The organism is Jeotgalicoccus aerolatus (genome assembly GCF_014635205.1).
Classification (GTDB): domain Bacteria; phylum Bacillota; class Bacilli; order Staphylococcales; family Salinicoccaceae; genus Jeotgalicoccus; species Jeotgalicoccus aerolatus.
This window is the reverse complement of record NZ_BMCN01000002.1, coordinates 410,969-434,568: the sequence shown is the minus strand read 5'-3', so window position 1 is coordinate 434,568 and position 23,600 is coordinate 410,969. Positions and strand designations below refer to the sequence as shown.

24 protein-coding genes, 1 pseudogene and 1 riboswitch are annotated in these 23,600 nt (G+C 40.8%); of the genes and pseudogenes, 8 read left to right on the top strand and 17 right to left on the bottom strand.

Going from position 1 to position 23,600, the window contains the following annotated elements:
- Positions 1-537: 537 nt before the first annotated feature.
- The 8 genes from IEU81_RS08430 to IEU81_RS08395 all read right to left on the bottom strand — a co-directional run bounded on the left by IEU81_RS08430 (position 538) and on the right by IEU81_RS08395 (position 8,446).
- The gene (locus IEU81_RS08430) at positions 538-1,305 is read right to left on the bottom strand and encodes a KinB-signaling pathway activation protein (RefSeq protein WP_186089351.1); all 768 of its coding nucleotides are present in this window, start codon (positions 1,303-1,305) and stop codon (positions 538-540) included.
- Positions 1,302-2,351: an iron-sulfur carrier protein/transcriptional regulator SalA gene (gene salA, locus IEU81_RS08425; RefSeq protein ID WP_186089353.1), complete on the bottom strand. Its 1,050-nt coding sequence runs from the start codon at positions 2,349-2,351 to the stop codon at positions 1,302-1,304. Before salA ends, IEU81_RS08430 begins: the two co-directional genes overlap by 4 nt.
- 90 nt (positions 2,352-2,441) lie before the next feature.
- Complete coding sequence (locus IEU81_RS08420) at positions 2,442-3,992, bottom strand: amidohydrolase (protein WP_186089355.1); 1,551 nt, start codon at positions 3,990-3,992, stop codon at positions 2,442-2,444.
- Positions 3,993-4,060: 68 nt separating this feature from the next.
- Entirely contained in the window at positions 4,061-4,861 is an 801-nt protein-coding gene (proC, locus tag IEU81_RS08415) for a pyrroline-5-carboxylate reductase (RefSeq protein WP_186089357.1), read from the bottom strand.
- 67 nt (positions 4,862-4,928) lie between these two features.
- A complete protein-coding gene (gene trhA / locus IEU81_RS08410; protein WP_186089359.1) occupies positions 4,929-5,639 on the bottom strand; it encodes a PAQR family membrane homeostasis protein TrhA in 711 nt (236 codons plus the stop codon).
- Positions 5,639-6,787 (bottom strand): UTP--glucose-1-phosphate uridylyltransferase, encoded by a 1,149-nt coding sequence (locus IEU81_RS08405; RefSeq protein WP_186089361.1) that lies wholly within the window; start codon positions 6,785-6,787, stop codon positions 5,639-5,641. Before IEU81_RS08405 ends, trhA begins: the two co-directional genes overlap by 1 nt.
- A 21-nt stretch (positions 6,788-6,808) precedes the next feature.
- Positions 6,809-8,110 carry a pyrimidine-nucleoside phosphorylase gene (locus IEU81_RS08400; protein ID WP_092600115.1) on the bottom strand — a complete coding sequence of 434 codons (1,302 nt, stop codon included), beginning with the start codon at positions 8,108-8,110 and terminating at the stop codon, positions 6,809-6,811.
- Positions 8,111-8,125: 15 nt separating this feature from the next.
- Entirely contained in the window at positions 8,126-8,446 is a 321-nt protein-coding gene (locus IEU81_RS08395) for a hypothetical protein (protein WP_092600118.1), read from the bottom strand.
- 111 nt (positions 8,447-8,557) lie between these two features.
- Between IEU81_RS08395 and IEU81_RS08390 the strand changes: the two genes are divergently transcribed.
- The 6 genes from IEU81_RS08390 to IEU81_RS08365 all read left to right on the top strand — a co-directional run bounded on the left by IEU81_RS08390 (position 8,558) and on the right by IEU81_RS08365 (position 13,520).
- On the top strand, positions 8,558-9,271 hold the full coding sequence (locus IEU81_RS08390; protein ID WP_092600121.1) for an SDR family NAD(P)-dependent oxidoreductase: 714 nt from the start codon (positions 8,558-8,560) through the stop codon (positions 9,269-9,271).
- A 126-nt stretch (positions 9,272-9,397) separates the two neighbouring features.
- On the top strand, positions 9,398-10,324 hold the full coding sequence (locus tag IEU81_RS08385; RefSeq protein ID WP_186089363.1) for a metal ABC transporter solute-binding protein, Zn/Mn family: 927 nt from the start codon (positions 9,398-9,400) through the stop codon (positions 10,322-10,324).
- A gap of 12 nt (positions 10,325-10,336) precedes the next feature.
- The gene (locus IEU81_RS08380) at positions 10,337-11,071 is read left to right on the top strand and encodes a metal ABC transporter ATP-binding protein (RefSeq protein ID WP_186089365.1); all 735 of its coding nucleotides are present in this window, start codon (positions 10,337-10,339) and stop codon (positions 11,069-11,071) included.
- Positions 11,059-11,934 (top strand): metal ABC transporter permease, encoded by an 876-nt coding sequence (locus tag IEU81_RS08375; RefSeq protein ID WP_186089367.1) that lies wholly within the window; start codon positions 11,059-11,061, stop codon positions 11,932-11,934. Before IEU81_RS08380 ends, IEU81_RS08375 begins: the two co-directional genes overlap by 13 nt.
- On the top strand, positions 11,931-12,782 hold the full coding sequence (locus IEU81_RS08370; RefSeq protein WP_186089369.1) for a metal ABC transporter permease: 852 nt from the start codon (positions 11,931-11,933) through the stop codon (positions 12,780-12,782). The genes IEU81_RS08375 and IEU81_RS08370 overlap by 4 nt, the downstream gene beginning before the upstream one ends.
- A gap of 78 nt (positions 12,783-12,860) precedes the next feature.
- Positions 12,861-13,520: a metal-dependent transcriptional regulator gene (locus IEU81_RS08365; protein WP_092600136.1), complete on the top strand. Its 660-nt coding sequence runs from the start codon at positions 12,861-12,863 to the stop codon at positions 13,518-13,520.
- A 57-nt stretch (positions 13,521-13,577) separates the two neighbouring features.
- On the opposite strand, the gene IEU81_RS08360 is transcribed toward IEU81_RS08365, so the two are convergent.
- From IEU81_RS08360 to IEU81_RS08340, 5 genes are all read right to left on the bottom strand, one after another.
- Positions 13,578-14,042, bottom strand: coding sequence for a Dps family protein (locus IEU81_RS08360; RefSeq protein WP_092600139.1), 465 nt, complete (start codon positions 14,040-14,042; stop codon positions 13,578-13,580).
- Between the two features lie 202 nt (positions 14,043-14,244).
- Positions 14,245-15,024, bottom strand: coding sequence for a Cof-type HAD-IIB family hydrolase (locus IEU81_RS08355; RefSeq protein ID WP_186089371.1), 780 nt, complete (start codon positions 15,022-15,024; stop codon positions 14,245-14,247).
- Positions 15,025-15,045: 21 nt separating this feature from the next.
- On the bottom strand, positions 15,046-15,453 hold the full coding sequence (locus IEU81_RS08350) for a hypothetical protein (protein WP_186089373.1): 408 nt from the start codon (positions 15,451-15,453) through the stop codon (positions 15,046-15,048).
- Between the two features lie 17 nt (positions 15,454-15,470).
- Positions 15,471-16,064 carry a ribonuclease H1 domain-containing protein gene (locus tag IEU81_RS08345; RefSeq protein WP_092600148.1) on the bottom strand — a complete coding sequence of 198 codons (594 nt, stop codon included), beginning with the start codon at positions 16,062-16,064 and terminating at the stop codon, positions 15,471-15,473.
- A 66-nt stretch (positions 16,065-16,130) separates the two neighbouring features.
- Positions 16,131-17,231, bottom strand: a complete 1,101-nt coding sequence (locus IEU81_RS08340; RefSeq protein WP_186089375.1) for a 5-methyltetrahydropteroyltriglutamate--homocysteine S-methyltransferase — start codon at positions 17,229-17,231, stop codon at positions 16,131-16,133.
- A 91-nt stretch (positions 17,232-17,322) separates the two neighbouring features.
- A riboswitch (SAM riboswitch) is annotated at positions 17,323-17,427 on the bottom strand.
- A gap of 180 nt (positions 17,428-17,607) precedes the next feature.
- Here IEU81_RS08340 and IEU81_RS08335 point away from each other — a divergent pair.
- Positions 17,608-18,786 carry an MFS transporter gene (locus tag IEU81_RS08335; protein ID WP_092595557.1) on the top strand — a complete coding sequence of 393 codons (1,179 nt, stop codon included), beginning with the start codon at positions 17,608-17,610 and terminating at the stop codon, positions 18,784-18,786.
- A gap of 53 nt (positions 18,787-18,839) precedes the next feature.
- Here the strand turns inward: IEU81_RS08335 and IEU81_RS08330 are convergent, their stop codons facing one another.
- Both IEU81_RS08330 and IEU81_RS08325 read right to left on the bottom strand, forming a co-directional pair.
- Positions 18,840-19,802, bottom strand: a complete 963-nt coding sequence (locus IEU81_RS08330) for an MsnO8 family LLM class oxidoreductase (RefSeq protein ID WP_186089377.1) — start codon at positions 19,800-19,802, stop codon at positions 18,840-18,842.
- 3 nt (positions 19,803-19,805) lie between these two features.
- A complete protein-coding gene (locus IEU81_RS08325) occupies positions 19,806-20,087 on the bottom strand; it encodes a DUF3219 family protein (RefSeq protein WP_092595561.1) in 282 nt (93 codons plus the stop codon).
- 224 nt (positions 20,088-20,311) lie between these two features.
- On the opposite strand from IEU81_RS08325, the gene IEU81_RS08320 reads away from it, so the two are divergent.
- Positions 20,312-21,760 (top strand): YhgE/Pip domain-containing protein, encoded by a 1,449-nt coding sequence (locus IEU81_RS08320; protein WP_092595563.1) that lies wholly within the window; start codon positions 20,312-20,314, stop codon positions 21,758-21,760.
- 93 nt (positions 21,761-21,853) lie between these two features.
- Here the strand turns inward: IEU81_RS08320 and IEU81_RS08315 are convergent, their stop codons facing one another.
- Both IEU81_RS08315 and IEU81_RS08305 read right to left on the bottom strand, forming a co-directional pair.
- Positions 21,854-22,363: a hypothetical protein gene (locus tag IEU81_RS08315; protein WP_092595565.1), complete on the bottom strand. Its 510-nt coding sequence runs from the start codon at positions 22,361-22,363 to the stop codon at positions 21,854-21,856.
- Between the two features lie 73 nt (positions 22,364-22,436).
- Positions 22,437-23,563: pseudogene (locus IEU81_RS08305) on the bottom strand (metal ABC transporter solute-binding protein, Zn/Mn family).
- Between the last annotated feature and the right edge of the window lie 37 nt (positions 23,564-23,600).

Genomic DNA, 23,600 nt, shown 5'->3' with positions numbered 1-23,600 from the left:
TGTATTAGGCACGCCGCCAGCGTTCATCCTGAGCCAGGATCAAACTCTCCATGATTGGAGAACTTAAACTTAAGCTCTGTTGATACTGCTGACAGTATCTCGTTTTGCGTTTATATTGTTCGCCTCAATCTGTGCTCCTATATAATAGAAGACTTCTTTATTCGGAATTAAACGTTGACATATTGTCATTCAGTTTTCAATGTTCTTTGTGTTACACTTTATGTTGCAATCTCGTGTATTGCTTTACTATCTTAACATGTGCATCTTACAGATGCAAGACTTTTATTAAGTTGTTATTAAGATTATAAAGTTTTGTTTACATCGCCTTTTGACGACTTTTATATCTTAACACATTCAAGTTTCGAATGCAAACTCTTTTTTTAAGTTTTGTTAAGTTTGTGTTGTGTCGTGTTTTGACGACTTTTATATCTTACCAAGCCATAATGATTTCGTCAACGCTTTTGTTTACTTTTTTATAAATTAAAAACGAGAAAGGCGCAGAACCTTGATTCTGCGCCTTTCTTACACTAGTTCATTTTAATTTTTCTTGTTTTTTGCTGGCCGAGTCTTATTTTTATAACCCATTTTTTCGCGTGCTTTGATTTGACGTTCTTCTCTTTGACGCTTCTCATCAGCTTCTTTTTTAAGTTTTGCACGCTTTTGTTCATTGATATCGCTTTTCGTTATACGTCCGCGGGCTTCTTTTTCTTTTTTAGAATCCTCTATATACTTAGGCAATCTAATCAGCTGGTAAGCATTCGTCAGAATAACTGTAAATACTGAGCGGTAAATCCAGGCAGTATCTTCTACTGAAATAAACGGCAGCAGCGTGAGTGACGTCATAAATATCATAAAGAACAGTGATGATACAAAGACGTTTCCTGCAGTAATTTTATTTTTATAGTAGGCAAAGCCGATACCGGCGAGCACGATAATAATCGGGACCCAGATAAACGACCATGTAGAACCATGATCAATGCCGACTTGTCTGAAACGTAAATAGAACAAATCGAAAACTGCATACATTATTAGAAGAAGCTGGACATATGGCCACAGCTTTCTAAATATCCCCATCCCGAGCGGATGGATAAATAGATATATGTAGAAAACGACTTGACTGACGGTTGCTATAAGCAGACCGTAGCCGATCAGAAATATAAAGCCGGCAAAGAAATCACCAAATTGCCCTTCAAATAAATATCTTGTAACAGTATCATATTCTGTCACCAGACTGATGGCAGTCGTAATGACCGCACCAATCATTAATGTGACAAAATAAAACTTAACTAAATACTTCGACGTCATTCAGCGGTGCCTCCGATCACTTTTTTAGCCATTTCTGTATACACCGCGCTGATTTCATCGTTTTGGTAAACTGACGGAGCGAAGTCTTCTTCGTCCCAGTCCGGCTGGCCGAGCGGAAGCTGGCCGAGTAATTCTGTATTCAGTTCGTCAGCGAGTTTCTGTCCGCCGCCCTTCCCGAATATATATTCTTTTTTCTTTGTTTCTTCACTTTCAAAGTAACTCATATTTTCTACGACACCGATAATTTCGTGATCGGTATGCTGAGCCATCGCCCCTGCTCTTGCAGCAACAAAGGCTGCAGTCGGATGCGGCGTCGTTACGATAATTTCTTTACTGTGCGGCAGCATCTGGTGAATATCGAGTGCAATGTCACCTGTTCCCGGCGGCAGATCAAGAAGCAGGTAGTCCAGGTCTCCCCATTTCACTTCTTCAAAGAAACTCGTCAGCATTTGGCCGAGCATCGGTCCTCTCCAAATTACCGGTGTGTTTTCTTCAACGAAGAAGGCCATTGAAATGACTTCAACACCAAATCTTTTTACAGGAATGATCGTTTCACCGTCGAGTTCCGGGCGCTCGGTAATCCCCATCATGTCAGGCACACTGAAACCGTATATATCGGCATCAATTAAGCCGACTTTTTTGCCTTCTTTAGCAAGTGACACTGCCAGGTTAACTGCTACAGTGGATTTACCCACTCCGCCTTTACCTGAAGCAATTGAGATAAATTCTGTTTTACCGAGGGTAAATCCGCGCTCCATTGCACTTCCGCGTGTTGAGCGGAATTTTTCAATCGTTTCATCCGGCAGCTCCTCGAAACGAAGCCCAACACTGTCGGCGCCTTCTTCTTTTAAGAGATTGACGATTTTCATCTGCAGTTCAAGCTGTTCCTGACCGCCCTGTCGGCCGATCGCTATTTTAACACTGACGTGTTTTTTCTCTTCTTTAATACTGATTTCAAGAAGCCCCTCCGTGTCACTAATCGGGACGTTTAAAATCGGGTCGTTCAATGCTCCAATAATTTCTCTTACCTGACTTTCAGTAATCATGTATACGCTCCTTAATTCGTCTTGTTTCCATTACTGCTAATAATAACACAACATAACCCGCACTAATATCATTGAAAAGTGAACTTCCAGTTACATTTCGAAAACGATTTCTCCGTCGATCACTGTTTTTAACACTTTCGTTTCTTTCAATTCATCCGGACTCACATTCATCACATCTCGGTCCAAGACGATAAAGTCCGCAAAATACCCGGCTGCAATCTGACCCTGAACGTTTTCCCGGTAGACTATTTTAGCCGCTTCAGTCGTGTACATTTTAAACGCATCAAAACGTGAAATGATCTGTTCCGGGTAATATACTGCTCCATTATCTTCACGTGTCATCAAAGCATGAATTCCTAAAAATGGATTCACTTTTTCAATCGGCGCATCTGATGAGCCGCCCATTATAATCCCTTTATCGTGCAGCGTTTTAAATGGATATAAATATTGCGCGCGCGCTTTACCGATATATTCTTCCACCCACGGCATATCAGAAGTCAGGAAAGTCGGCTGGATATCACAGACCACCGGAAGTTTTGCAATACGATCAATTAAATCCGGACGCAGCAGGCTGATATGAATTAAACGGTCATGCTTGTTATTCTTCGGCGGATATTTTTCAATCGCATCGAGCACCATTTCAATTGCACGGTCACCAATCATATGAACTGCAATCGCATCGCCGTGACTCCGTGCAGTCTGAACCATTTCATGCAGCTTCTCTTCTGAGTGAATTTGCAGGCCTTCATCATTAGACCCTTCATACGGTTCGCTGACCAATGCAGTTTTAGCTCCAAAAGCACCATCTGCAAAAATTTTCATTGCATCGCGTTCAACAAAGTTCTCTTTATATTTCTTATCTGCCTGGACGACATCTTCATACACTTGTTCATGTGTCAGCAGATTGACTCTGAATTTTAAAGCATCCTGGCCGAGTGTCTTCAGATAGGCATCAAGCGGAACGTTAAAGTCACCGTAATAGGCAAGATCTTCTGTATGTACGTTGGCGATTCCGAGAGACTGCAAATATTTCACCGCACGGGTAATATCTTCGCTGATAGACTCAACAGTATCCTCTACTGTCGCTGCACGCATTTCTTCAAAGGCCTTATCGTATACCCAGCCTGTCAGTTCACCATCTTCATCACGTTCAAAATAACCGCCTTCAGGATTTTCAACATTTTTTGTTATATTCAATGCTTCAAAAGCAGCTGAATTGACTACGCCTGCATGTGAGCATATACGTGTAATTAAAGTTGGTTTTTCCGTCAGCTCATCCAGTTCCTTTATATTAATTTTGTACTGGTTCTCAAAATTATTTTCATCGTAGCCAAAAATATTGTTCCATTGGCGATTCGTATTAAAAGCTTTCACTTCTCTCTTCATTTCGTCAATATCAGTCATATCTTCAAGCACCAGCATGTCCAGTTTTTTACCGATCATCACTAAGTGCTGGTGAACATCAGTTAGAGCAGGCATCATCGTCTGTCCTTGTAAGTCAACAAAGTGATCCGCCTGTGCTTTTAATGTTTCATAGCTCCCGGTTTCTGTAACCAAGCCGTCATTTATAAGTACAGCCTCCACCGTATCATTTGGTGCTGCCATTGTATAAATTGTTCCATTGTAATATAAAGTTGCCATGTCCCCATACCTTTCATCAAAAAAATACTTCCATATATGATTATATATGAAAGTATCTCAAGATTCATTTAACGTTCACTTAATTTTTTACTCCGGTCTCTGGCACTCCCTAAAGTATCTGTAATCATTTCTCTCAGCTTAAATTCACTGAGCGTGTTTAAACCGGCTTCTGTTGTTCCTGCTTTAGAAGTAATGTCGGTTCTTAATTTTTCAAATGATTCAGGACGTTCCGATAAAGTTTTCCCCGTACCAATGACGAGATTTCTCGTCAGCTGCTCAGCATCTTCTTTTGAAAAGCCGAGTTCTTCCAGACTTTTAGCATACTGTTCATATATATAGTATAAGAAGGCAGGTCCGGAACCAGTTGCGGCAGTAATATTATCCATGCCATCTTCACCGACGACGACATTCTTCCCAAAGCTGGCCATCAAGTCAATCAGTTCATCCTTATTGTCGAAACCATCTGAAAAAGCAATCCCATTGACGGAATACTGCACCATAGCATTAGTATTCGGCATTATTCTGGCAACACTGTTCCCTTTACCGAGCTCTTCCTGGATCGTTAAAATCTGAATCCCTGCCATGACGGAAATCAGCTTCGTTTTTTCTTCTAAATAAGGGCGAATCCGTTTAGCGACATCTTTAAAATTTTGCGGTTTGCTTGCGAGTACGATGTAATCCGCATCAGCACAAAGCTCTGCATCATCATAAGATACATTCACTCCAAGCGACTCTTTAAATTCCATCGCTGCAACGCGGTTTGTTTTGCTCGTAATATAAATATCATCTGCTTTGACGATACCTTTTTCAATCATGCCTGTAAATATCGCACTGGCCATATTGCCGGCACCAAAAAATACTATTTTCATAACTTCCACCCCGGTCAGTTTATTATGCGTAAGTTGTATATACTAACATATTTTATGCATGCTGCCATCAGATATAGAAAACAATTGCTGTATAGTGACAAATCGCTGCGATAATAATAAAGAAATGCCAAATCATATGGAAATATTTACGGGTTTTCTGCGCGTAAAACCAGGCGCCTATCGTATAGGATAGTCCCCCCAACAATATCAGTACGATAAATACCCAAGATGTTTCGTTAATAATCGATGGAATAAATGTCACTGCCGACCAGCCCATAACCAGGTACAAACCCAGGCTGACTTTTTCGTTGACTACAGGTGCGAGAATTTTGTATAAAATCCCAAGAATTGTCGCCAGCCATTGAACAGCCAGAATCACAATTCCGAAAGTCCCGCCGACGACAGATATTGCAATCGGCGTATAAGTTCCTGCAATTGCGACAAAAATAAAACTGTGATCCAGCAGACGCATCACATATTTATGGTTCGTATTATGCTGCATGGAATGATATAAAGTCGATGTCAAAAACATCAGCAGCATACTGATAACGAAGATTGAACCGCCGACTGCGTGCGATACACCGCCCTCAATATACATATAGACGGAAGTAAACGGCAGTAAAAAGATAAAGATAATCGCAGCAACACCGTGACTGACAGCATTTCCGACTTCTTCACCGAACGACAGCGGCACGACATTTTTTAAAGTCCGCTCGATTCTCGATGTGACTTCTTCCTTATCGTATTGGCCGCTGGCAGTTTTCGACTCTTCAGACATTAAATCAGTCCTTCTTTAGTTAGATCATTAAATGCTGTTTCGATACTGTCACTGCCCTCTTTGTTTTTCAGCGGTGAAAATTCACCTGTTCTGTCTACTTGGAGCGTATTGTGTTTATCCGCATATTTAAATGCATCAAAATAGAATTTCTCGAATTTAAGCACTTCTTCTTTTACCAGATTCAAATCATGATCGAGGTGTTCCAGTTTTTTCAGTGCTAAATGGTAAGGCATTTCACCTGCGGCAGCTTTATTTAAAAAGTCCATGCTGTACATATGGATTCCGATATTTGCATTGGTAAACTGATCTTCGCTGCCTGCAGGCAGTTCAGTATATTCAACAACACCTTTGTCACCGTTCATTACAGCGAGACGGCCGACAGATTCCCCTGCTCTTGGCGTAATTGATTTAGAAGTAATATCGTTATTTTCTGTAACGTGAAGTCCCGTTAACGCAGGATCAAGCACTTTAACAACAACATTATCTACGTTATTCATAAATACATGTTCGACTCCGTTTGCTTCCATTTCGCTCAGCATACCGCTGTTTTTAAGAGAACTGAATATCCCCCCATTGCCGTTAGGTGTCAGCATAATATCCTGATTTTCTGTTAAGAGCAGTGCGCCGTCTTTTGTTAACGGCGGGAAATGTTCCTGCTTGAAAAAGTGAATGTTGTTTTCGGGAACATTGAAATAATTATTCTTTTTAAAGAATTCCAATGTTTCTTCGTGGTTAATGTCACTCGTCATAATATACCAATGTACTTTCAGTTCACCATCAGCATTTTTGAAGTTTAAGATTTGTCTGGCTTGAAGTTCAAATAGTGAAACGCCGTCGAATGAGAATGTCCCTTTTGGACCTGGATGTTCGAGTCTTGTACCCTGTCCGCCAGCTAAGAGCACTACGGCAACCTCGCCATTATGAATCGCTGTTTCTGCCGCTTCTGTTACAGCATTTAAATCGAGATCTGATTTTAAAACATAGGGTACTTCTTCAACTGATGACAGATCAACTTCTTTTTTATTTACATAAGTTTCTTCGTAAACGCGTTGAATTGTATCGATATCCAGCGCTGCAAATTGTGTTTTTACGTTCTTCGCACTGCTTTCCTCCAGCTGACTGTATTGCGGAATCCATTTTTCAATCATAATTTGTCTCCTATCTTTATCTTATGCTGTAATGATTTTTTTAATGAGTTTTGTCTGTTTTTGTTCGCTGCCTAAATGATAGCTGCTGACAATTTTGCGGGCTGCATCGCTGACATCTTTAGTACTTGAGGCAATTTCAGCAATTACATCGCCTTTGTTTACATATTCTCCAACTTTTTTCTTCAGCATAATACCAACAGAAAGATCGATTTCATCTTCTTTCGTCTGTCTCCCTGCACCAAGAACCGATGCTGCAACGCCGATATTCTCTGCATCTATCACTTCAACATAACCCTCTTCCTCACTGACAACTTCTGTATGGAATTCTGCAGCAGGCAAGTTTTCAGGATGCTCAACAAGGCTGCCGTCGCCGCCCTGGCTGTTTACAAATACTTTAAATTTCTCTAAGGCGCTGCCGTCAGCAATAACAGCTTTCAACATTTCGCGTGCCTCTTCAAGATCTTTGGCTTTGCCGCCCGCAACTGCCATTTGAGATGCGAGTGTTAATGATAATTCTGTCAAATCTTCAGGGCCTTCACCTTTAAGTGTGTCGATGGCTTCTTTCACTTCATTTGCATTACCCACTGCATAACCCAGCGGCTCTTCCATGCTCGAAATAATTGCCATCGTGCGGCGCCCGACATCATTACCGATTCTGACCATCGTTTCTGCTAATTTAACTGCGTCTTCTTCAGTTTTCATAAAGGCACCATCGCCGACTTTAACGTCCAGTACGATTGCGTCTGCACCTGCTGCAATTTTCTTACTCATAATTGAACTTGCAATCAGCGGAATAGAGTTTACTGTTCCCGTAACATCGCGCAGTGCATACAATAATTTATCTGCAGGTGTTAAATTGCCTGACTGGCCGATGACAGCCACTTTATTTTCGTTAACCAGTTTTGTAAAGTCATCCTGTGATAATTCAACGTGGAATCCTTTTAAAGCTTCAAGCTTGTCGATTGTTCCGCCGGTGTGGCCGAGACCGCGTCCGCTCATTTTAGCCACGGGCACATCGAGTGCAGCCACGAGCGGTGCCAGCACCAGTGTTGTCGTATCGCCTACACCGCCTGTCGAATGTTTATCCACTTTAATACCGTCAATTTCCGATAAGTCAATCTGATCGCCTGAGTTTACCATTGCCATGGTTAAATTAGCCGCTTCATCAGGTGTCATATCGTTGAAAAATACTGCCATCAGCAATGCCGATGCCTGATAGTCAGGAATTTCTCCATTAGTATAACCATTAACGAAGAACTGAATTTCTTCTTTACTTAACTCTTTATTGTCGCGTTTGTTAGCGATAATATCTACCATTCTCATTGTAAAATACTCCTTTTATTTAGATGTTGCTGTCCATTCTTTTTTGTTTTTATAGTGTTTAGTATGCGCATATACATTCTCTGCGGCATAATCTTCATTAGTATACACTGTAATGTCGAAATACGTCCCATTTTCACTGTGTTTTTCATGAGCATAAGTATCTTTTAAATGCTCAAATAAATTTTTCATTGCAGTGTGATCAAGACTCGGATATTCACGCAGCACTTTCTTATGAAGTTCTCCGTTGTTATCCATCACTTCCTGGACGACGATTACAAAGGACTCATTGTCTTTCATGACATCATCAAAAATATTAGTCTGACCGTGTTCAGCCATGTCAAATCCCCCTCTCCTATTCAGGCGTTTCAATTTCATCTTTTTAATATCTTCATTATACTTAAAATTAGACACAATTCATAACAGGAACTTAAAATAGGAGGGACAAATATGCAAGATTTACATGGAAAAACTGCTTTAATTACCGGAGGTTCAAGAGGAATCGGTTTAAAAACAGCCCAGGCCCTTGCTGATAACGGTGTAAACATAGCAATTACCGGCCGCAACAATGAAAGTTTAAAAGACGCTTTATTAAGTCTCGAAAAGAAAGATGTTAAAGCAATCGCCATTGCAGGGGATGTATCTAAAAAAGAAGATGTGCAGCATATTGTGAACGAAGTTCTGAATGACTTTGGCCAGATAGATATTTTAATAAACAATGCGGGGATTATGGGCAATGGAAGCTTCTTTGATGATAACGAAGATAAATTCCGCGAAATGATGAACGTAAACGTTTTCGGTATGTACTATATGATGAAAGCAGTACTGCCGGGAATGCAGGAAAAAAATTCAGGCGATGTTGTTAATATCGCTTCAGTATCTGGACTCCGTTCTTCCGCATCGAGTGCACTGTATGCCGCAACGAAACACGCAGTAATCGGTTTAACTGAAGGCGTTATGCACGAAGTGCGCAAAAATAATATTCGTGTTCAGTATTTAACCCCTTCAGCCGTTTTAACAGATTTAATCGGCAAATCAGATCTCGATCCACAGACGATGACGCACCCGGAAGATATTGCCGATATTATTGTAAACCAATTAAAAATCAATCCGAGAACCTTCGTTAAAAACAGCGAAATGTGGGCAACAAATCCACACTTATAAGTTAAATATTTAAAACGTAATCCGGAACATAGATTCCGGATTTTTTTCGCCTTAAATAATATTCGGTTTGACTAAATATAAAGTTTAGGGTAACCTAATATTTAAACTTACAGAGGAGATATTGCAATGAAAAATACGATAACAGCAATAATAATTTTTTCGACATTGCTTTTAACATCAGCCTGCAGCAGCGACTCTGCGGCAGAGCAGAATGATAAACCAAACCTCGTTGTTACGACGACATTTATAAACGACATGGTCAGCGTCCTGGAAGATGGTGCAGACGGCTTTAACACTGAAATGATCATACCCGCTGGAGAGGATCCTCATATATACGAACCGAAAGCCAGTGACTTACGCGTGCTCGGCAATGCAGATTTAACACTGTATCACGGTTTAAATTTTGAGGGCAGACTCGGCGATGTTTTAGAAGAAGGTATTTCTGTTACAGAAGGTTTCAATGAGAACAGTATAAAAGAAATGCAAGAAGAAAACGAAACTGCAGCAGATCCGCATTTCTGGTTTGATATCAGTTTGTACAAACAGGCATTCACAAAAGTTAAGGACACATTGATTGAATACAACCCGAAAGATTCCGCTGTATATGAAGAAAATTTCGAGGCATATATTAGAGAACTGGATGAACTGGAGTTATTCGCTGCCAGCCGGATTAGTGAAATTCCTGAGGATTCCCGGATCCTTGTGACTCCACACGATGCATTTGGCTATTTAGCTGACAGTTATGATTTGGAAGTTCATGCGCCTCAGGGCTTTTCTACTGACAGCGAAGTATCAAATAATCAAATACAAAAAACGGCTGAGCTGATTATAGAAAATAACATAAAAGCTGTCTTTGCTGAAACAACGACGAACCCTGACCGCATGGCACGGCTTCAGGAAATTGTCGCTTCAGCAGGCGGTCAGGTGGAAGTGATTGCTGGTGACGGCAAGGAATTACTGTCCGATTCACTCGCACCAAAAGGTGACATTGGCGATACATACTTGTCCATGTACCGTCAGAACATCAATACGATAGCGGATCATTTAAAATAAGGAGAATGAACTATGACTGAAATTGCTGTCAGCGTTAAAAATTTAACTGTTGCTTATAATAATGCCCCCGTCATCCAAAATTTGAATGTCGATATTAAAAAAGGCAGCCGTACTGCTATCGTCGGACCTAATGGCGCCGGCAAATCGACATTAATCAAAACGATTATGAAACTCATTAAACCTGTTGCCGGCCAGAGTTTTATCGGTGGCAGCGAAGCAAAGTCTGCACTGAAAACAGTCGCTTATGTGCCGCAAAAAGGCGAGGTCAATTGGGACTTTCCAGCAACTGTATTCGACGTTGTATTAATGGGACGCTACGTCCACAAAGGCCTGTTTAAACGTCCGAATCAAACTGATAAAAACATTGCATTATCTGCACTTGATACGATGAAAATGACTGCCTACAAAGACCATCAAATCTCTGAACTATCCGGCGGTCAGCGACAGCGAGTCTTTTTAGCCCGGGCTATTGCACATAATGCCAGCATTTATATTATGGACGAGCCGCTTCAGGGCATCGATATCACAACAGAAGCGCTCATTATCAAGACGATGAAACAGCTCCAATCAGAAGGCAAAACATTTTTAGTTGTTCATCACAATTTAACTACCGTTCCTGAATATTTTAATGACGTCATCCTTTTAAATAAGGAAATTATTACTTCAGGTCCTGTAGCAGATGTCTGGACTGAAGGTAATATTAATGCAGCCTACCAGGAAAAGGGGGATAAAGAATGGACATCCTGACCAGCTATTCCTTTTTAGTCGTCGCCCTAGGCACTGTAATTTTAGCTGCAGCTGCAGGTATTATCGGCAGTGTCTCAGTACTTAAAGGACAGAGTCTGATTGGCGATGCTGTCGGACACGCCACTTTTCCGGGTGTCGTACTTGCCTTTATGCTTACAGGGGTGATGGAGACTTCTATTTTAATTATCGGTGCTGTGAGTCTTGGCATCATCGCTTTCTTGTTAATCAACATGATGACTGAACGCTCAAAAATTTCTCTGGATAGTGCACTCGCTATCGTGCTGTCAGGTTTTTTCGGTCTGGGCATGGCTTTAAAAAGTTATATTCAAGGCAATCCCAATTTCAACGGTACTCAGGGGATTGATGATTTTATCTTCGGTCAAGCGGCTTATATTTTAAAGAGCGATGTCTATTTAATCTCTCTTATATCAGTCATCAGCCTGATTCTATTCCTGATATTTTACCAGCAAATTAAAATTTATGTATTTGATCCAGTCTATGCCCGTACAATCGGTATTAATGTGAAATTGATAAACGTCCTCATCCTGATTATGACGATTCTTCTGATTGCAGCTGGTCTGAAGTCTGTAGGTGCTGTGCTTATCGTAAATATTTTAATTGCGCCTGCAGTGATCGGCATGCTCTGGTCGAATAAATTCAGCAGCGTACTGGCCGTCGCCGCATGTGCCGGCGCTTTATCAGCCTTTAGCGGCACTTATATTTCTACTGCTTTAACTGGTATCGCAACAGGTCCGGCAATTATTCTCTCTCTCAGTATATGCGTCATTATTTCTATGCTGGCTGCTCCTAAAGGCATTGTCTTAAAAAAATACAGAATGAAGAAGCTGGGTGAGTCATTATGATTGAAGTTTTCTTAGTCCTGCTGGTCACCGCTTTATCTGCAAGTTTATTGGGCGTTTTTCTCGTCTTAAATAAGCAGGTCATGACAACCGATGCGCTCAGCCATACAATACTGCTCGGTATCGTGCTGGCCTTTTTTATTACGGATGAGCTGCGCTCGCCGCTTTTAATTATCGGAGCCGCAGCGGTTGGGTTAATTACAGTCTATTTAATCGAATTCGTCACCCGGTCAGGTCTGATGAAACATGATGCTGCGACCGGCATTGTATTTACAGGTCTTTTTGCTGCAGCTGTTATTCTCGTATCGCGTTATGCCGATGATGTGCATCTCGATATCGATGTCGTCCTGATGGGTCAGGTGCTGTTCGCACCTTTAAACAGAATTGATATTTTCGGTATCAGCCTGCCCTACGCTCTCGTCCAGCTGACGATACTTTTAATGATCAATACTCTTTTTGTACTGCTATTTTACAAGGACTTAAAAGTAAGCAGCTTTGATCCAGTCTACGCTGCGGCAGCCGGAATCAGTACGGTGCTCATTCATTATTCTTTAATGACTTTAGTATCTATTACTGCCGTCACTGCATTTGATGCTGTCGGTTCTATACTCGTCATCAGCTTCTTTGCCGCACCCGCGGCTACAGCTTATCTGGTTACTAAACGGCTGTCACATATGATTTGGCTGACACTCAGCACCGCTGCATTCAACAGCTTAGCCGGCTGTGCGCTCGGCTATTTTACCGACACTTCTATTGCAGGCAGTGTTGCCTTTATCTCATTGCTGACATTTTTTATAGTTTTTATCTTCAACAGCACGAGACTGTTGTCAAAAGTATATAAAAAAGCATAATCCAGAGATAAATTTAATTTGCCTGTTCACTTAAAGTTCTTCATAATTAGAGATGAATTTTGTGAATGGAGGGTAATCATGAGCCCAACAAAAGAAGATTATTTAAAAGTGCTCTTTGAACTTGGCGCCTGGAAAATCCAAGTGCCGAATAAAGAAGTTGCCGGGCGATTAAATATTTCACCGCCTACTGTGACTGAAATGATGAATAGCCTGGTTAAAGCCGGCTGGGTAGAATATACACCGTACAAAGGCAGCATGCTGTCGGACAAAGGTGCCGACTACGCAAAACAGCTTATTCGAAAGCACCGGTTGTGGGAAGTGTTTCTCGTGAAAAACCTCGGTTTTAATATCGATGAAGTGCATGATGAAGCAGAAATCCTCGAGCATTCCACGAGCGATATTTTAGCCGACCGTCTGGAAAAATATTTAGATTACCCGGAACACTGTCCTCACGGCGGTGCCATTCCGCTGAAATTAATGGATGCCCAGGAGAAAATATCTGTCCGTCTATCAGATATTAAGGAAGACGACTTAGTGACGGTTTCAAGAGTGATAAACGAAGAGAAGCTCGTCCAATATTTTAAACGGGCTAACTTGAACATTAATGACACGATTCAAATAACAAGAAAAGATAAAGCGCTTGATCTGCTTTTTATAAAAAACCGCACGACTGGTGAAGACATCGAATTAAGTAAAACTATTGCCCAGTATTTATTCGTTGTGGATTCAAAAGAGTAAGATAAACAAAAAAATTCCGGTTCCTGAGGAGAACCGGAATTTTGCTATCATATTATATTATTTTATATCTTCGCCTAAATAAGATTTAAGCATCCAGTTGTTTTTCTCAACATCTTGTGCGATAGCGATAAACATATCTGCTGTACGATCGTCGCCTGCATCTTCTGCTACTTTTACACCCTGGTTTAATTCGGCTGAAAGAACATCAAAATCTTCTGTCAGCTGTTTCACCATTTGTTTTGCATCAAGGCCGTATTCGCCTTCTTCAATGCTTGATTCTTCAAGTGCCTCTGTTAATTTCGCAACAGGCTCTCCGCCGATTGTTAAAATTCTTTCTGCGAGATCATCAACATATTGTCCCGTAGCATCATAGAGCTCTTCAAATTTTGCATGTAATGAGAAGAAGTTAGGTCCTTTAACATACCAGTGGAAGTTATGGAGTTTAGTCCATAATACTGTGTTGTTTGCCAGCTGTTTGTTTAAAACTTCAATTACTTGTGTTTTCTCCTGTACTTGTACCATTAAAAATCACCCTTCTTTTATTATAAATTAATTTCACGTTTAAGCTCGTTAATTAGAATTATTATTATCTATAAATATATTATAGCACATCCTATACGATTATCAACAATTAATTAGAATGATTCTAATTAATGTTTTATCATATTTCGCTATGGTTAAATATACCCCCTGCTGTTGTTAATAAACATAAAAAAAGACCGGATTATATTAATCCAGTCTTTTTCAAGCCTTCGTACAAGCCATTCTCATCAACGTGCCCAGTCTGATATTTACTCACTGCTTTTGCTTCTTCAACAGCATTGCCCATCGCAACACTATTCTCAATTAGGTCAAGCATTTCAACATCGTTCGGTCCATCTCCAAAAGCATAGGCATCCTTAATATTTATATTCATAATATCCAGCAGTCTTTTAATTCCTTCTGCTTTTGAACCGCCGGATGGAATAACATCTGTACAAAATTCATGCCATCTGAGGAAATATACATCGTCGTAGTGTGAAATGTAATCTTCTTCTTCTGCCGCTGTACAGAATAACAACGCCTGATATATATCGTTATCTTTAAAATAAGCCTGATCTTCCGACACATCAAAGTCCAGCTTTAATGAGCCAATGCCTGCCTTAACATGCTGGTGATCCTTAGTGCTGACTCTTAGGTCTTTTTCATCGCAAAATGCGACAGGGTGATTGTTCCCATGCGCTTTGGCGCTTAAGTTTTCAAGCGTCTGATTATCGATAGGATTACTGTAAATGACTTCCCTCTCGAAGACGATGTACTGCCCGTTATAGCTGATGTAAGTTTCGATCCCCAGTTCTTCTCTCAGCTTTGTATACATAAACGGTCCGCGCCCGGTTGCAATTGCCACAATATGTCCTTGTTCTTTTAACTGATGCACTGCGTCTTTAGCAGCTGCCGGCACTTGTTTATTAGAGTTATAAAGTGTGCCGTCGATATCAAAAAAGATTATTTTTCTATTTTGCATAATCCACCTCTTATATGATTTTTACAGCAGATAACTGTTCGTTAAAACAATCAGACCGGCGATCAGCACGAGCCAAATGAACGTCATGACCAAGTTCGCTTTATCATAGACCGCTGTATACAGTCTGAAATCAGTAATAATATTCATAATCAGCTGCAATATAATTACACTGATTAGCAGCCAGACACCGAGTACGATGTTTCCCGAGAAGAAAATGGCCGCACCGGCAAGAAAAACAATGATCATTATCACTAAAAATATCCGTTCGATTTTTACCAGCTGCAGTCTCATAATTTTTGCGATTGCTTTTTCATCACTAAAATATCTGCGTTCATCAAAAGAAAAATGCAATCTGTCCTTATTAAAGAAAGTCGTCATCGTAAATTTTATAAGGAGTCCTGCAACGAGTATAAATAATAGTATGTACATAATCTGAAACCTTCCCGCTAATTATTCAATGCACGTTTTGCCAGCTCATCAGCCAGTTCATTAAATTCAACACCAGTATGTGCCGCTACTTTATAAAAATGAATATTGATATAACGGTCATAGTCCTGCATTGTTTGTGCATAAGCCTTGGTGACAGCATTTTTAGCCTGCCATTCCTTAGTGTACCATTTTTCCAGTCCCATATAATCGTAGTGTACATGAATATCTTTATAGCCGTTATCAATCGCCCACTTCACCGCAAACAGGACGCCCGAAATTTCTGCTGAAACATTCCATAAGTTATTCTCCGGATCAACCGGTGTGCTTTTAGCTTCTGTATGAATCACTTCATTATTAACGATAAACACCGCGCCGAATCCCGCTTTGCCGGTTCGCTTTTCATAACTGCCGTCGACGTAGCTGATCAGCTGATTCTCCGGGATTTCTTGACCATGTTCTTTGCCGTTATTCATAAATGTCTCTGCTTCTGCTTTTGATTTAAACGATTTAAATTCTGCCCCGCTGTATCCTTTTACAGCTTTCTCACACGCTGCCCACGTGGAATAAATGCCGGGAGAATGGCCTTTTCTTACCGCATAAAATTTCGCCATATATATCCTCCTGTAATTTTCACAATTAAAAACCACTCATGATTGTACCATGAGCGGTTGAAAGTTTTACAGTAATTCATCAGCAAGCTGTACGATGTAACGAAGTTTTTCCCACTGTTCATCTTCAGTTAATATGTTCCCGTGGTGCGTTGATGCGAAGCCGCATTGCGGACTTAATCTCAGCTGTTCTTTTGGTACGTACTGCGCGGCTTCTTCAATACGCTCTTTAATAAGCGCCTTGTCTTCCAATTCCCCGTGTTTTGAAGTAAAGAGGCCCAGGACGACTGCCGCACCGCCATTTGGAATTTCATCTAACGGTTTAAAGTCACCTGAACGGTCGTCATCGTATTCCAGGAAGAAGCCGTCGACATTTTCTTTTTTAAACAGTACCGGTGCGATTTTAGCATAACTGCCTTCAAATGCCCATTTAGAACGGTAGTTCCCGCGGCAAAGGTGCGTCGTTACTACTAAATCTTCCGGTTTAACTTCAAGAACACCATTCACAACACGGAGTGCCAGATCTATCAATTCCTCACGATCATAGCCGCTGTCGTTAAATGGAATTTCTTCTGCATTCAGCCCTGCGATGTAGACATCGTCAAATTGAAGATATCTGCAGCCCGCATCGTAAAACGCAAGTACCGTATCCTGGTAAGCTTTAATTAAATCATCCGCGTATTTTTCAATATCCGGATAAATATCTAAATTACGAACGCCTGCATTAAAGAACTGGTTCGGTGACGGAATCGTCTGTTTCGCAACTGCTCTGTCTCCGACAATTTCTTTAAACAATTTAAATTCTTTCACGTGGGGATGGGTTTTATCGAATGAAATTTGACCGATGTTACGCACGTTATATGCTTCAGTTTCCTCCCCGACAAAGCTGTAGCCTGATTCCGGCACGTAGCCTTCAAAACCGCCGAGGTGTTCCATGAAGTCTGTGTGCCAGAATCTGCGGCGGAATTCACCGTCTGTCACTGCTTTTAAGCCGACTTCAATTTGCTTATCTACGATTTTTTCTATTTCTTCTGTTTCAATTTTAAATAATTCATCGTATGTAATTTCTTCGTCTTTGTACGCCTGACGTGCATCATGAATTCTTTTTGGTCTCAGTAAGCTTCCTACGTGATCTGCTTTAAATGGTGCCTGGTTAATTGTTTCTGTCATTTAAATTACCTGCCCTAAAAAGTATTTTGAAATAAATAAAACCCCTTTTTCTTATATAAGATAAAAAGAGGAATTGTTTTGCACGTCCATCTTCTCATCTTCAAGCTTTAGAAAGCTCGAGGAATTAGCACAGTACCTTTTACGGTCCGCTGCTGAGGTATCATCGGGCCTGTCCCTACACCTCTCTCGATAAGAATTTTATTTATTCAATTGTCTAGTATATTAGCATTATACTTAATATTCTGTCAAATATAATGCGGTAAATATTTTTTGTAATGAAAACACTTTCTATAAGCACGCTTATAGACATTGATTTTAATGTGTATTAATATCTCCTGTATTGCTTTTAAAACATTGATGAAAACAGGAGGCGTATATGTTTAAAAATCCATCCAGAAACATGATTATTACCGTGTTTATGATCGGTGCTTTTGCTGTCGGTATGACGGAGTATGTCGTTACCGGCCTGCTGACACAATTTGCTGCCGACTTAGATGTAGCTGTAGCAACGACAGGTCTGCTGCTGAGCGTATACGCACTCAGTGTGGCAGTATTCGGTCCTGTTATCCGGCTGTTAACGCTGAGATTTTCACCAAAATCTCTTTTGCTTATTTTAGTGTCCATTTTTATTATCAGTAATATTATCGCTGCCACGGCACCCAATTTTGAAGTTCTGCTCTTATCCCGGCTCTTATCCGCTTCAATGCATGCACCTTTTTTTGGTGTCATGATGAGCCTGGCCATGGCGATCTCACCGCCTCATAAAAAAACTAGCGCCATTTCACTCGTTAACGGCGGTCTAGTTATTGCAGTAATGCTCGGTGTGCCGTTTGGTTCGTACATCGGTGCCGTATTAGACTGGAGAATTGTCTTCTGGATTATCGTCGCACTTGGTCTTGTTAATCTGCTTGGCCTGATTTTTATCACACCGAATTACAAAAATGGCGAAGTACCTAAAATCTCCACAGAACTGACTGCGCTTAAAGACAAAAATGTGATTATGCTTATCATTACAATTGTCTTCGGTTATTCAGGTGTATTTACAGCCTATACTTTCCTAGAGCCGATGCTCCGGGAAATTGCCAATATGAGTGATCTCGGTGTCACTTTCAGCATGTTGATGTTCGGCACCTTTGCCGTCATCGGCAACTTTTCAGCCGGTAACGTCCAGCCGGGTAAATTAACCGGTGCTGTAACGCTCGTCATTTTATTTTTAGCGATTGTTCTCTTATCCTTTACCTTTATGCTGCAAGTGCCGTATCTGGCATATATCGCAGCCGGCTTATTCGGCCTCGGCACTTTCGGAATTTCTCCGATGCTGAACGCTAAAATTATTTTTGCAGCCATTACAGCGCCTGCCCTTGCCGGCACCTTGGCCGCTTCAGTATTTAATCTGTCGAATGCCATCGGCGCCTATCTCGGCTCGACTTTGCTGGCACAGCAGTTCAGCTACACGTCGATTACATTTATAGCCGGCGGCATGCTCATATTCGGTGCTATATGTATGGTTGCCACCCACTTTATAGAAGATAAAAGCCGCTTTACCAGTGAATAATCTTATAAAAAAGTCCAGTGCTGATAACAGCACTGGACTTTTTATCGTTATATTTATTTTAATAGATATTCCGCGAGCAGACGATAGCTGTTTACCTTATCTTCGAAATCATGCGTAATCGTCACAATCATAAATTCATCGATTTTATATGTGTCGCCGAGCCTTTTAATTTTCTTACCGGCTATTTCAGGCGTTCCGGTAATCAGTTTAGCCAGAATATTTTGGACTGCCTGCGATTCTTCTTCTGTCAGCGCTAAATTATCAGTGTCTTCTATACTCGGCACACCTTTAAAATTGCGTCCGGTCGACCTTAAAACCTGATTAACAGCGTAAGAGTATGCCAGTGATTCGGCTTTAATGTTATCTTCATGGCAAAACACATTAATTGTCATAATCATCTTACCGCTAAAATCATTTGCCCTATAATTTGCGAGAACGTCTTCAGTACTGTTTTCACTCATAAATTGGCCGAAGCAGTAATTCAGCTTATTATCGCGGGCTGCCGCTGCACTCTTTGCACTTGTTCCGAGCATCCATAATTCAGGCGGATCCTCCGGTACCGGCATTGCACGGGGCGCTCGAATGTCCTGACTGATATAGCCTTGCAAATCAGAAATTAAATCCGGCATTTTAAAAACATGAGACAGATAATTATCGCTCAGCGCTTCTGAAGCCTCATTGCCGCCGCCTGGTGCACGGCCGATTCCAATATCGATACGGCCGCCGTACAATGTCGCCAGCGTATTAAATATTTCAGCTATCTTATACGGTTTATAATACGGGAGCAGCGTTGCACCGCTGCCAAGTCGTATATTCTCAGTCACCATACCTATTGCACCGAGTGTCACTTCAGGTGCACTGGACGATAAACCGTCCATTCCGTGATGTTCTGCCAGCCAAAACCGTGTATAACCTAATGTGTCACCCAGCTCTGCAAGCTTGATACTATTTTTCAATGCCTGACTGGACGTCATATTTGTAGATATCGGCGCCTGATCCAAAATACTCAGCTTCATATCTTATTTTTCTTCTTTCAAAGTAATACGATATTCCCCTACCTGGCCTTCTTCATATAAATTATCCAGAGATGTCGAATAGTTTACAATTCTCGCTTTAAATTCTTCATTATTATTTCCTGGGAGCGTCACTAAAAACTCCTCTTTATACAGATGTTTAGACAGATTATGATAATCATCGCTCGTGACATCAAACTCAATATAAACTGTTCCCTCTGAAACATCTCTTTTCAACTCTTTCACATCAAGAGTCACATCGTCTAAAACTATAATATCATTTGCCAATTCCCTTCATTCCTTTCAGTTCACTAAAATAGAATATTAACATTCGAAATATTCTATTGCTAATAAAATGATTACCCCTTTTAAGCATTCCTAATCGCACATAATTTATACAGTTTTTATCTTCATGCATGAATAGAAATCTATGCGTATAGTTATAAATAATTAGACATGTCTCACTTTTTTACGTATATTTAAAAGAAAATACGTGATTGGAGATATGTAAAATGTTCAGCGATATTAAACAGCTCTTTAAAAACCCCTTTTTAATCATTTCCCTGATTGCAATTTCAACGATTCCTGCACTCTATACAACCATCTTTTTAGGTTCGATGTGGGATCCTTATAATCAAATGGATGAAATTCCAATCAGTGTCGTCAATGAGGATGAAGGATCTGAACTTAACGGGGAAACTTTAAATGTCGGTCAGAGAATAGAAGATGAACTGGCAAAAAATGATCAATTCGACTGGCAGTTTACAGATCAGGCGACTGCTCAGGAAAACCTGGAGAGCGGTACAACTTACGCAACGATATTTATATCCAGCAGCGTGTCCGAACAGGCAACCACTTTACTAAATGAATCGCCCGAACTCATATCTTTAGAAATTACCACGAATCCGGGCTATAACTTCGTCGGCAGCATGATGGGGTCACAAGGCGGTGCCGCAGTGTCAGATGCGATTTCACAAACAGTCGGTGAAACGTATACTTCCACGCTGATGGATACCTTAACAGAAGTAGAAACGTCGACCGAAGAGATTCAATCTGCACTGGCGGAATTAGAAAGCGGTGCGTCAGAACTTGCATCCAGTAACGAAAACTTACAGAACGGCCTGGATCAAGCAGCCCCCGCACTAGGACCTGCAGGCAGTCAGCTGACTGAAGGGAATAGAGAAATTACTGCCGGCATTGAAACGCTGGAAGAAAATCTGGCTGCACTCCAGGAAGAAGTCGCCTCCGGTTCTGAGCCGATGGCCGATTATTCATTTACAGATCAAAATGCATCGTCAATTATCAATCCAGTTGAAGTGACCGAGAGCGAAATTACGGATATGAATAATTACGGGCAAAGCTTTGCACCATATATAATTGCTGTCAGCCTCTTTGTCGGTGCTGTTGCCTTCAGCGTTATTTTTCCGATTAACCGGAGCACTGAACACTATTCAAGTGTCACTGCCATGTCCGTCAGCAAATTAAGTATCATGGCTGTTCATGCTTTACTTTCAACAGCCGTAGTGGCTGCGACAACATCATTAATGTTCGAATTCCCGATTGAACAGCCGCTTAAATTTTACGGCATCATTACTCTGTGGGCATTCGCATCCATTCTGCTGGTTGCCCTGCTCGTATCGCTGTTAGGTAATATCGGTAAATTTATTACGATTATCCTGTTAATTATTCAGCTGTCTGCAAGCGCCGGAACATTCCCAATTGAAACAGCCGGGAGCTTTTATCAAATCATTCACCCGCTGCTGCCAATGAGTTATGTTATTACAGCCATGCGTGAAGCAATATTCAGCTTCGAAGGGCATTTAACATACAGCGATTCACTGATTTATATGTTTGCCATCATTATTGGCAGCATCATTATTCTCCAGCTGATAAACTTCTTGAAATTCAGGTCAGAAACGTTTGAATCACTGATTCGTAAGTTGAGTAAAATTCAATACTGATGCGTTAGATTTCAGGAAAATCTCACACCAGAACATCAAACACCCGTACACCAGATTCTCTGCAGAGTTTCCAGTGTACGGGTGTTTATCTTCTTAAATTAAATCTTCTTCATCCGCTTCTGTCCGGTCTTCAACGGGATAATCCAGCTTTCTTAATCTGGAGACGAATGCGTCATGATCGAGATAAATGTGATTCAGGTCCTTCAAAATCTCTTCGCCTTTATAAAATCGGATCACTGTCTGAATATCGCGCTCAATGGTTATGCGTGTAATATCCTTTTTAGGCAACACCGTCTGTCCGCGGCGAAATTTAATAATCATGCCCGACGGTGCGATGTGCAGTTGATAGTACTTATCGCCCTTATCCGACTTAAAAATAAAACCCGCCACAATTCCAATAATGATAATGATGGCAATCACATACGCCCGGTTAAATGCACTTTCTTCTATATTTCTAAATGTCGTGTAGGACAAATCAAAAATTATAAATAATAAATATGCACTCATCACGACTAAACCAAACAATTTTACATTAAATCCTTTTGGATCATAGTTTTTTGGTACATCTTTTCTTTCTAAATAGATCACGCGGCTATCTGACATTATGGTGCCCTTCTTTCATTCACTTCGTTTACTTAATATACCTCAAATGAAGAAAGACAAACCAACATTCACATTACTCCGTTACTTTATCGAGTACTTCTAAGTTTTTATTCATCAATGAAATGTAGTCTTCTTCGTCATCGATATTTTCCTCAGTCAGTACTTCCATATTATGAATATATTCCGCTTCTGCATTTATTTCCTGCTGAATCACTTCCGATATTCTCCCCGAACTGTTCTGTTCAAATAATACGTATTTCAAATGATTTTTTCGGCTGTTTCCATTAATGTTGCCAGCTGACGTTGTGAGGGCTCTTCACTCATTGAGTAGCCCGATACTGGAAGCTGTTCTATGCCGTACCGCTCCCAATAACCGAAAGCTGCATGTGGAACAATTATTTTGCCATTCTTTTTATCCGATAAAACATCGCTGAACTGCCCATCGAGCGTTTCCAGTTTTTGCACCAGCTGATTAAAGTTCTCTTCGTATATTTCAGCATCGTCCTCATTCAACTGAATCAATTCTTCTTTTAATATTTCAGCCGCTTCAATCATTTTTAAAGGATCTATCCATATGTGAGGGTCAAAAGAATCATGGTTATCTACCTTAATATCCTTTATATCTTCTTTAACTTTTTCACCCTGTTCAAATATCGAGGCGCGGATAGAAAAACTTTCTTCTCCCGCGGCGGTTTTAAAAGTCTCACCGCTGCCGGCATTTTCAAATGTTCCGTTCTTATTATTGACAGCCCAGCGTATATCTTCTCCACTTTCGTTGCTGCTTAATTCGACTGTATCGCCAGTATGATAATGTTCATTTACACCTTCTATAAAATCGTCAGCTGCTTCATTTTCATGACCTTTAAAAGTTTCCTGCCGGCTGTTAAATAATGCTTGGCTGCTGCCGAGTTTAATTAATGATACATCCTGATTGCTGAGTGCCTCTGCGATATTTTCCGAAAATGCCTCCATGCCTTTACCAACATATATCACAGCATCTCCATCAGCATATTTCAGCATTTCCCCGGCGGTCGGTTCATAACTGTGACCATCAGCACCCGGCGGTATAATCGATTCTGTTTCTACAGTGTCTCCCCCAATTTCATCAATAATATATTGCAGAGGATAAACAGTCGTATAAATTTTCAAAGTTTCATTACTCTCATCTGCTGTACTGCCGCAGGCAGCGAGCAAAAGCATTGCTGCAATCGATATCAACCATTTTAGTTTTTTCATC

Bases quoted from the DNA above. Each gene is read 5' to 3' on its own strand.
- salA (WP_186089353.1), bottom strand. From the start codon at position 2,351: ATGATTACTGAAAGTCAGGTAAGAGAAATTATTGGAGCATTGAACGAC.
- IEU81_RS08370 (WP_186089369.1), top strand. From the start codon at position 11,931: ATGATTGAAGTTTTCTTAGTCCTGCTGGTCACCGCTTTATCTGCAAGT.
- IEU81_RS08345 (WP_092600148.1), bottom strand. From the start codon at position 16,064: ATGGCGAAATTTTATGCGGTAAGAAAAGGCCATTCTCCCGGCATTTAT.
- IEU81_RS08360 (WP_092600139.1), bottom strand. From the start codon at position 14,042: ATGGTACAAGTACAGGAGAAAACACAAGTAATTGAAGTTTTAAACAAA.
- IEU81_RS08430 (WP_186089351.1), bottom strand. From the start codon at position 1,305: ATGACGTCGAAGTATTTAGTTAAGTTTTATTTTGTCACATTAATGATT.
- IEU81_RS08385 (WP_186089363.1), top strand. From the start codon at position 9,398: ATGAAAAATACGATAACAGCAATAATAATTTTTTCGACATTGCTTTTA.
- IEU81_RS08315 (WP_092595565.1), bottom strand. From the start codon at position 22,363: ATGTCAGATAGCCGCGTGATCTATTTAGAAAGAAAAGATGTACCAAAA.
- trhA (WP_186089359.1), bottom strand. From the start codon at position 5,639: ATGTCTGAAGAGTCGAAAACTGCCAGCGGCCAATACGATAAGGAAGAA.
- IEU81_RS08400 (WP_092600115.1), bottom strand. From the start codon at position 8,110: ATGAGAATGGTAGATATTATCGCTAACAAACGCGACAATAAAGAGTTA.
- IEU81_RS08390 (WP_092600121.1), top strand. From the start codon at position 8,558: ATGCAAGATTTACATGGAAAAACTGCTTTAATTACCGGAGGTTCAAGA.
- IEU81_RS08380 (WP_186089365.1), top strand. From the start codon at position 10,337: ATGACTGAAATTGCTGTCAGCGTTAAAAATTTAACTGTTGCTTATAAT.
- IEU81_RS08405 (WP_186089361.1), bottom strand. From the start codon at position 6,787: ATGATTGAAAAATGGATTCCGCAATACAGTCAGCTGGAGGAAAGCAGT.
- IEU81_RS08335 (WP_092595557.1), top strand. From the start codon at position 17,608: ATGTTTAAAAATCCATCCAGAAACATGATTATTACCGTGTTTATGATC.
- IEU81_RS08320 (WP_092595563.1), top strand. From the start codon at position 20,312: ATGTTCAGCGATATTAAACAGCTCTTTAAAAACCCCTTTTTAATCATT.
- IEU81_RS08420 (WP_186089355.1), bottom strand. From the start codon at position 3,992: ATGGCAACTTTATATTACAATGGAACAATTTATACAATGGCAGCACCA.
- IEU81_RS08330 (WP_186089377.1), bottom strand. From the start codon at position 19,802: ATGAAGCTGAGTATTTTGGATCAGGCGCCGATATCTACAAATATGACG.
- IEU81_RS08365 (WP_092600136.1), top strand. From the start codon at position 12,861: ATGAGCCCAACAAAAGAAGATTATTTAAAAGTGCTCTTTGAACTTGGC.
- IEU81_RS08340 (WP_186089375.1), bottom strand. From the start codon at position 17,231: ATGACAGAAACAATTAACCAGGCACCATTTAAAGCAGATCACGTAGGA.
- proC (WP_186089357.1), bottom strand. From the start codon at position 4,861: ATGAAAATAGTATTTTTTGGTGCCGGCAATATGGCCAGTGCGATATTT.
- IEU81_RS08395 (WP_092600118.1), bottom strand. From the start codon at position 8,446: ATGGCTGAACACGGTCAGACTAATATTTTTGATGATGTCATGAAAGAC.
- IEU81_RS08355 (WP_186089371.1), bottom strand. From the start codon at position 15,024: ATGCAAAATAGAAAAATAATCTTTTTTGATATCGACGGCACACTTTAT.
- IEU81_RS08375 (WP_186089367.1), top strand. From the start codon at position 11,059: ATGGACATCCTGACCAGCTATTCCTTTTTAGTCGTCGCCCTAGGCACT.
- IEU81_RS08350 (WP_186089373.1), bottom strand. From the start codon at position 15,453: ATGTACATACTATTATTTATACTCGTTGCAGGACTCCTTATAAAATTT.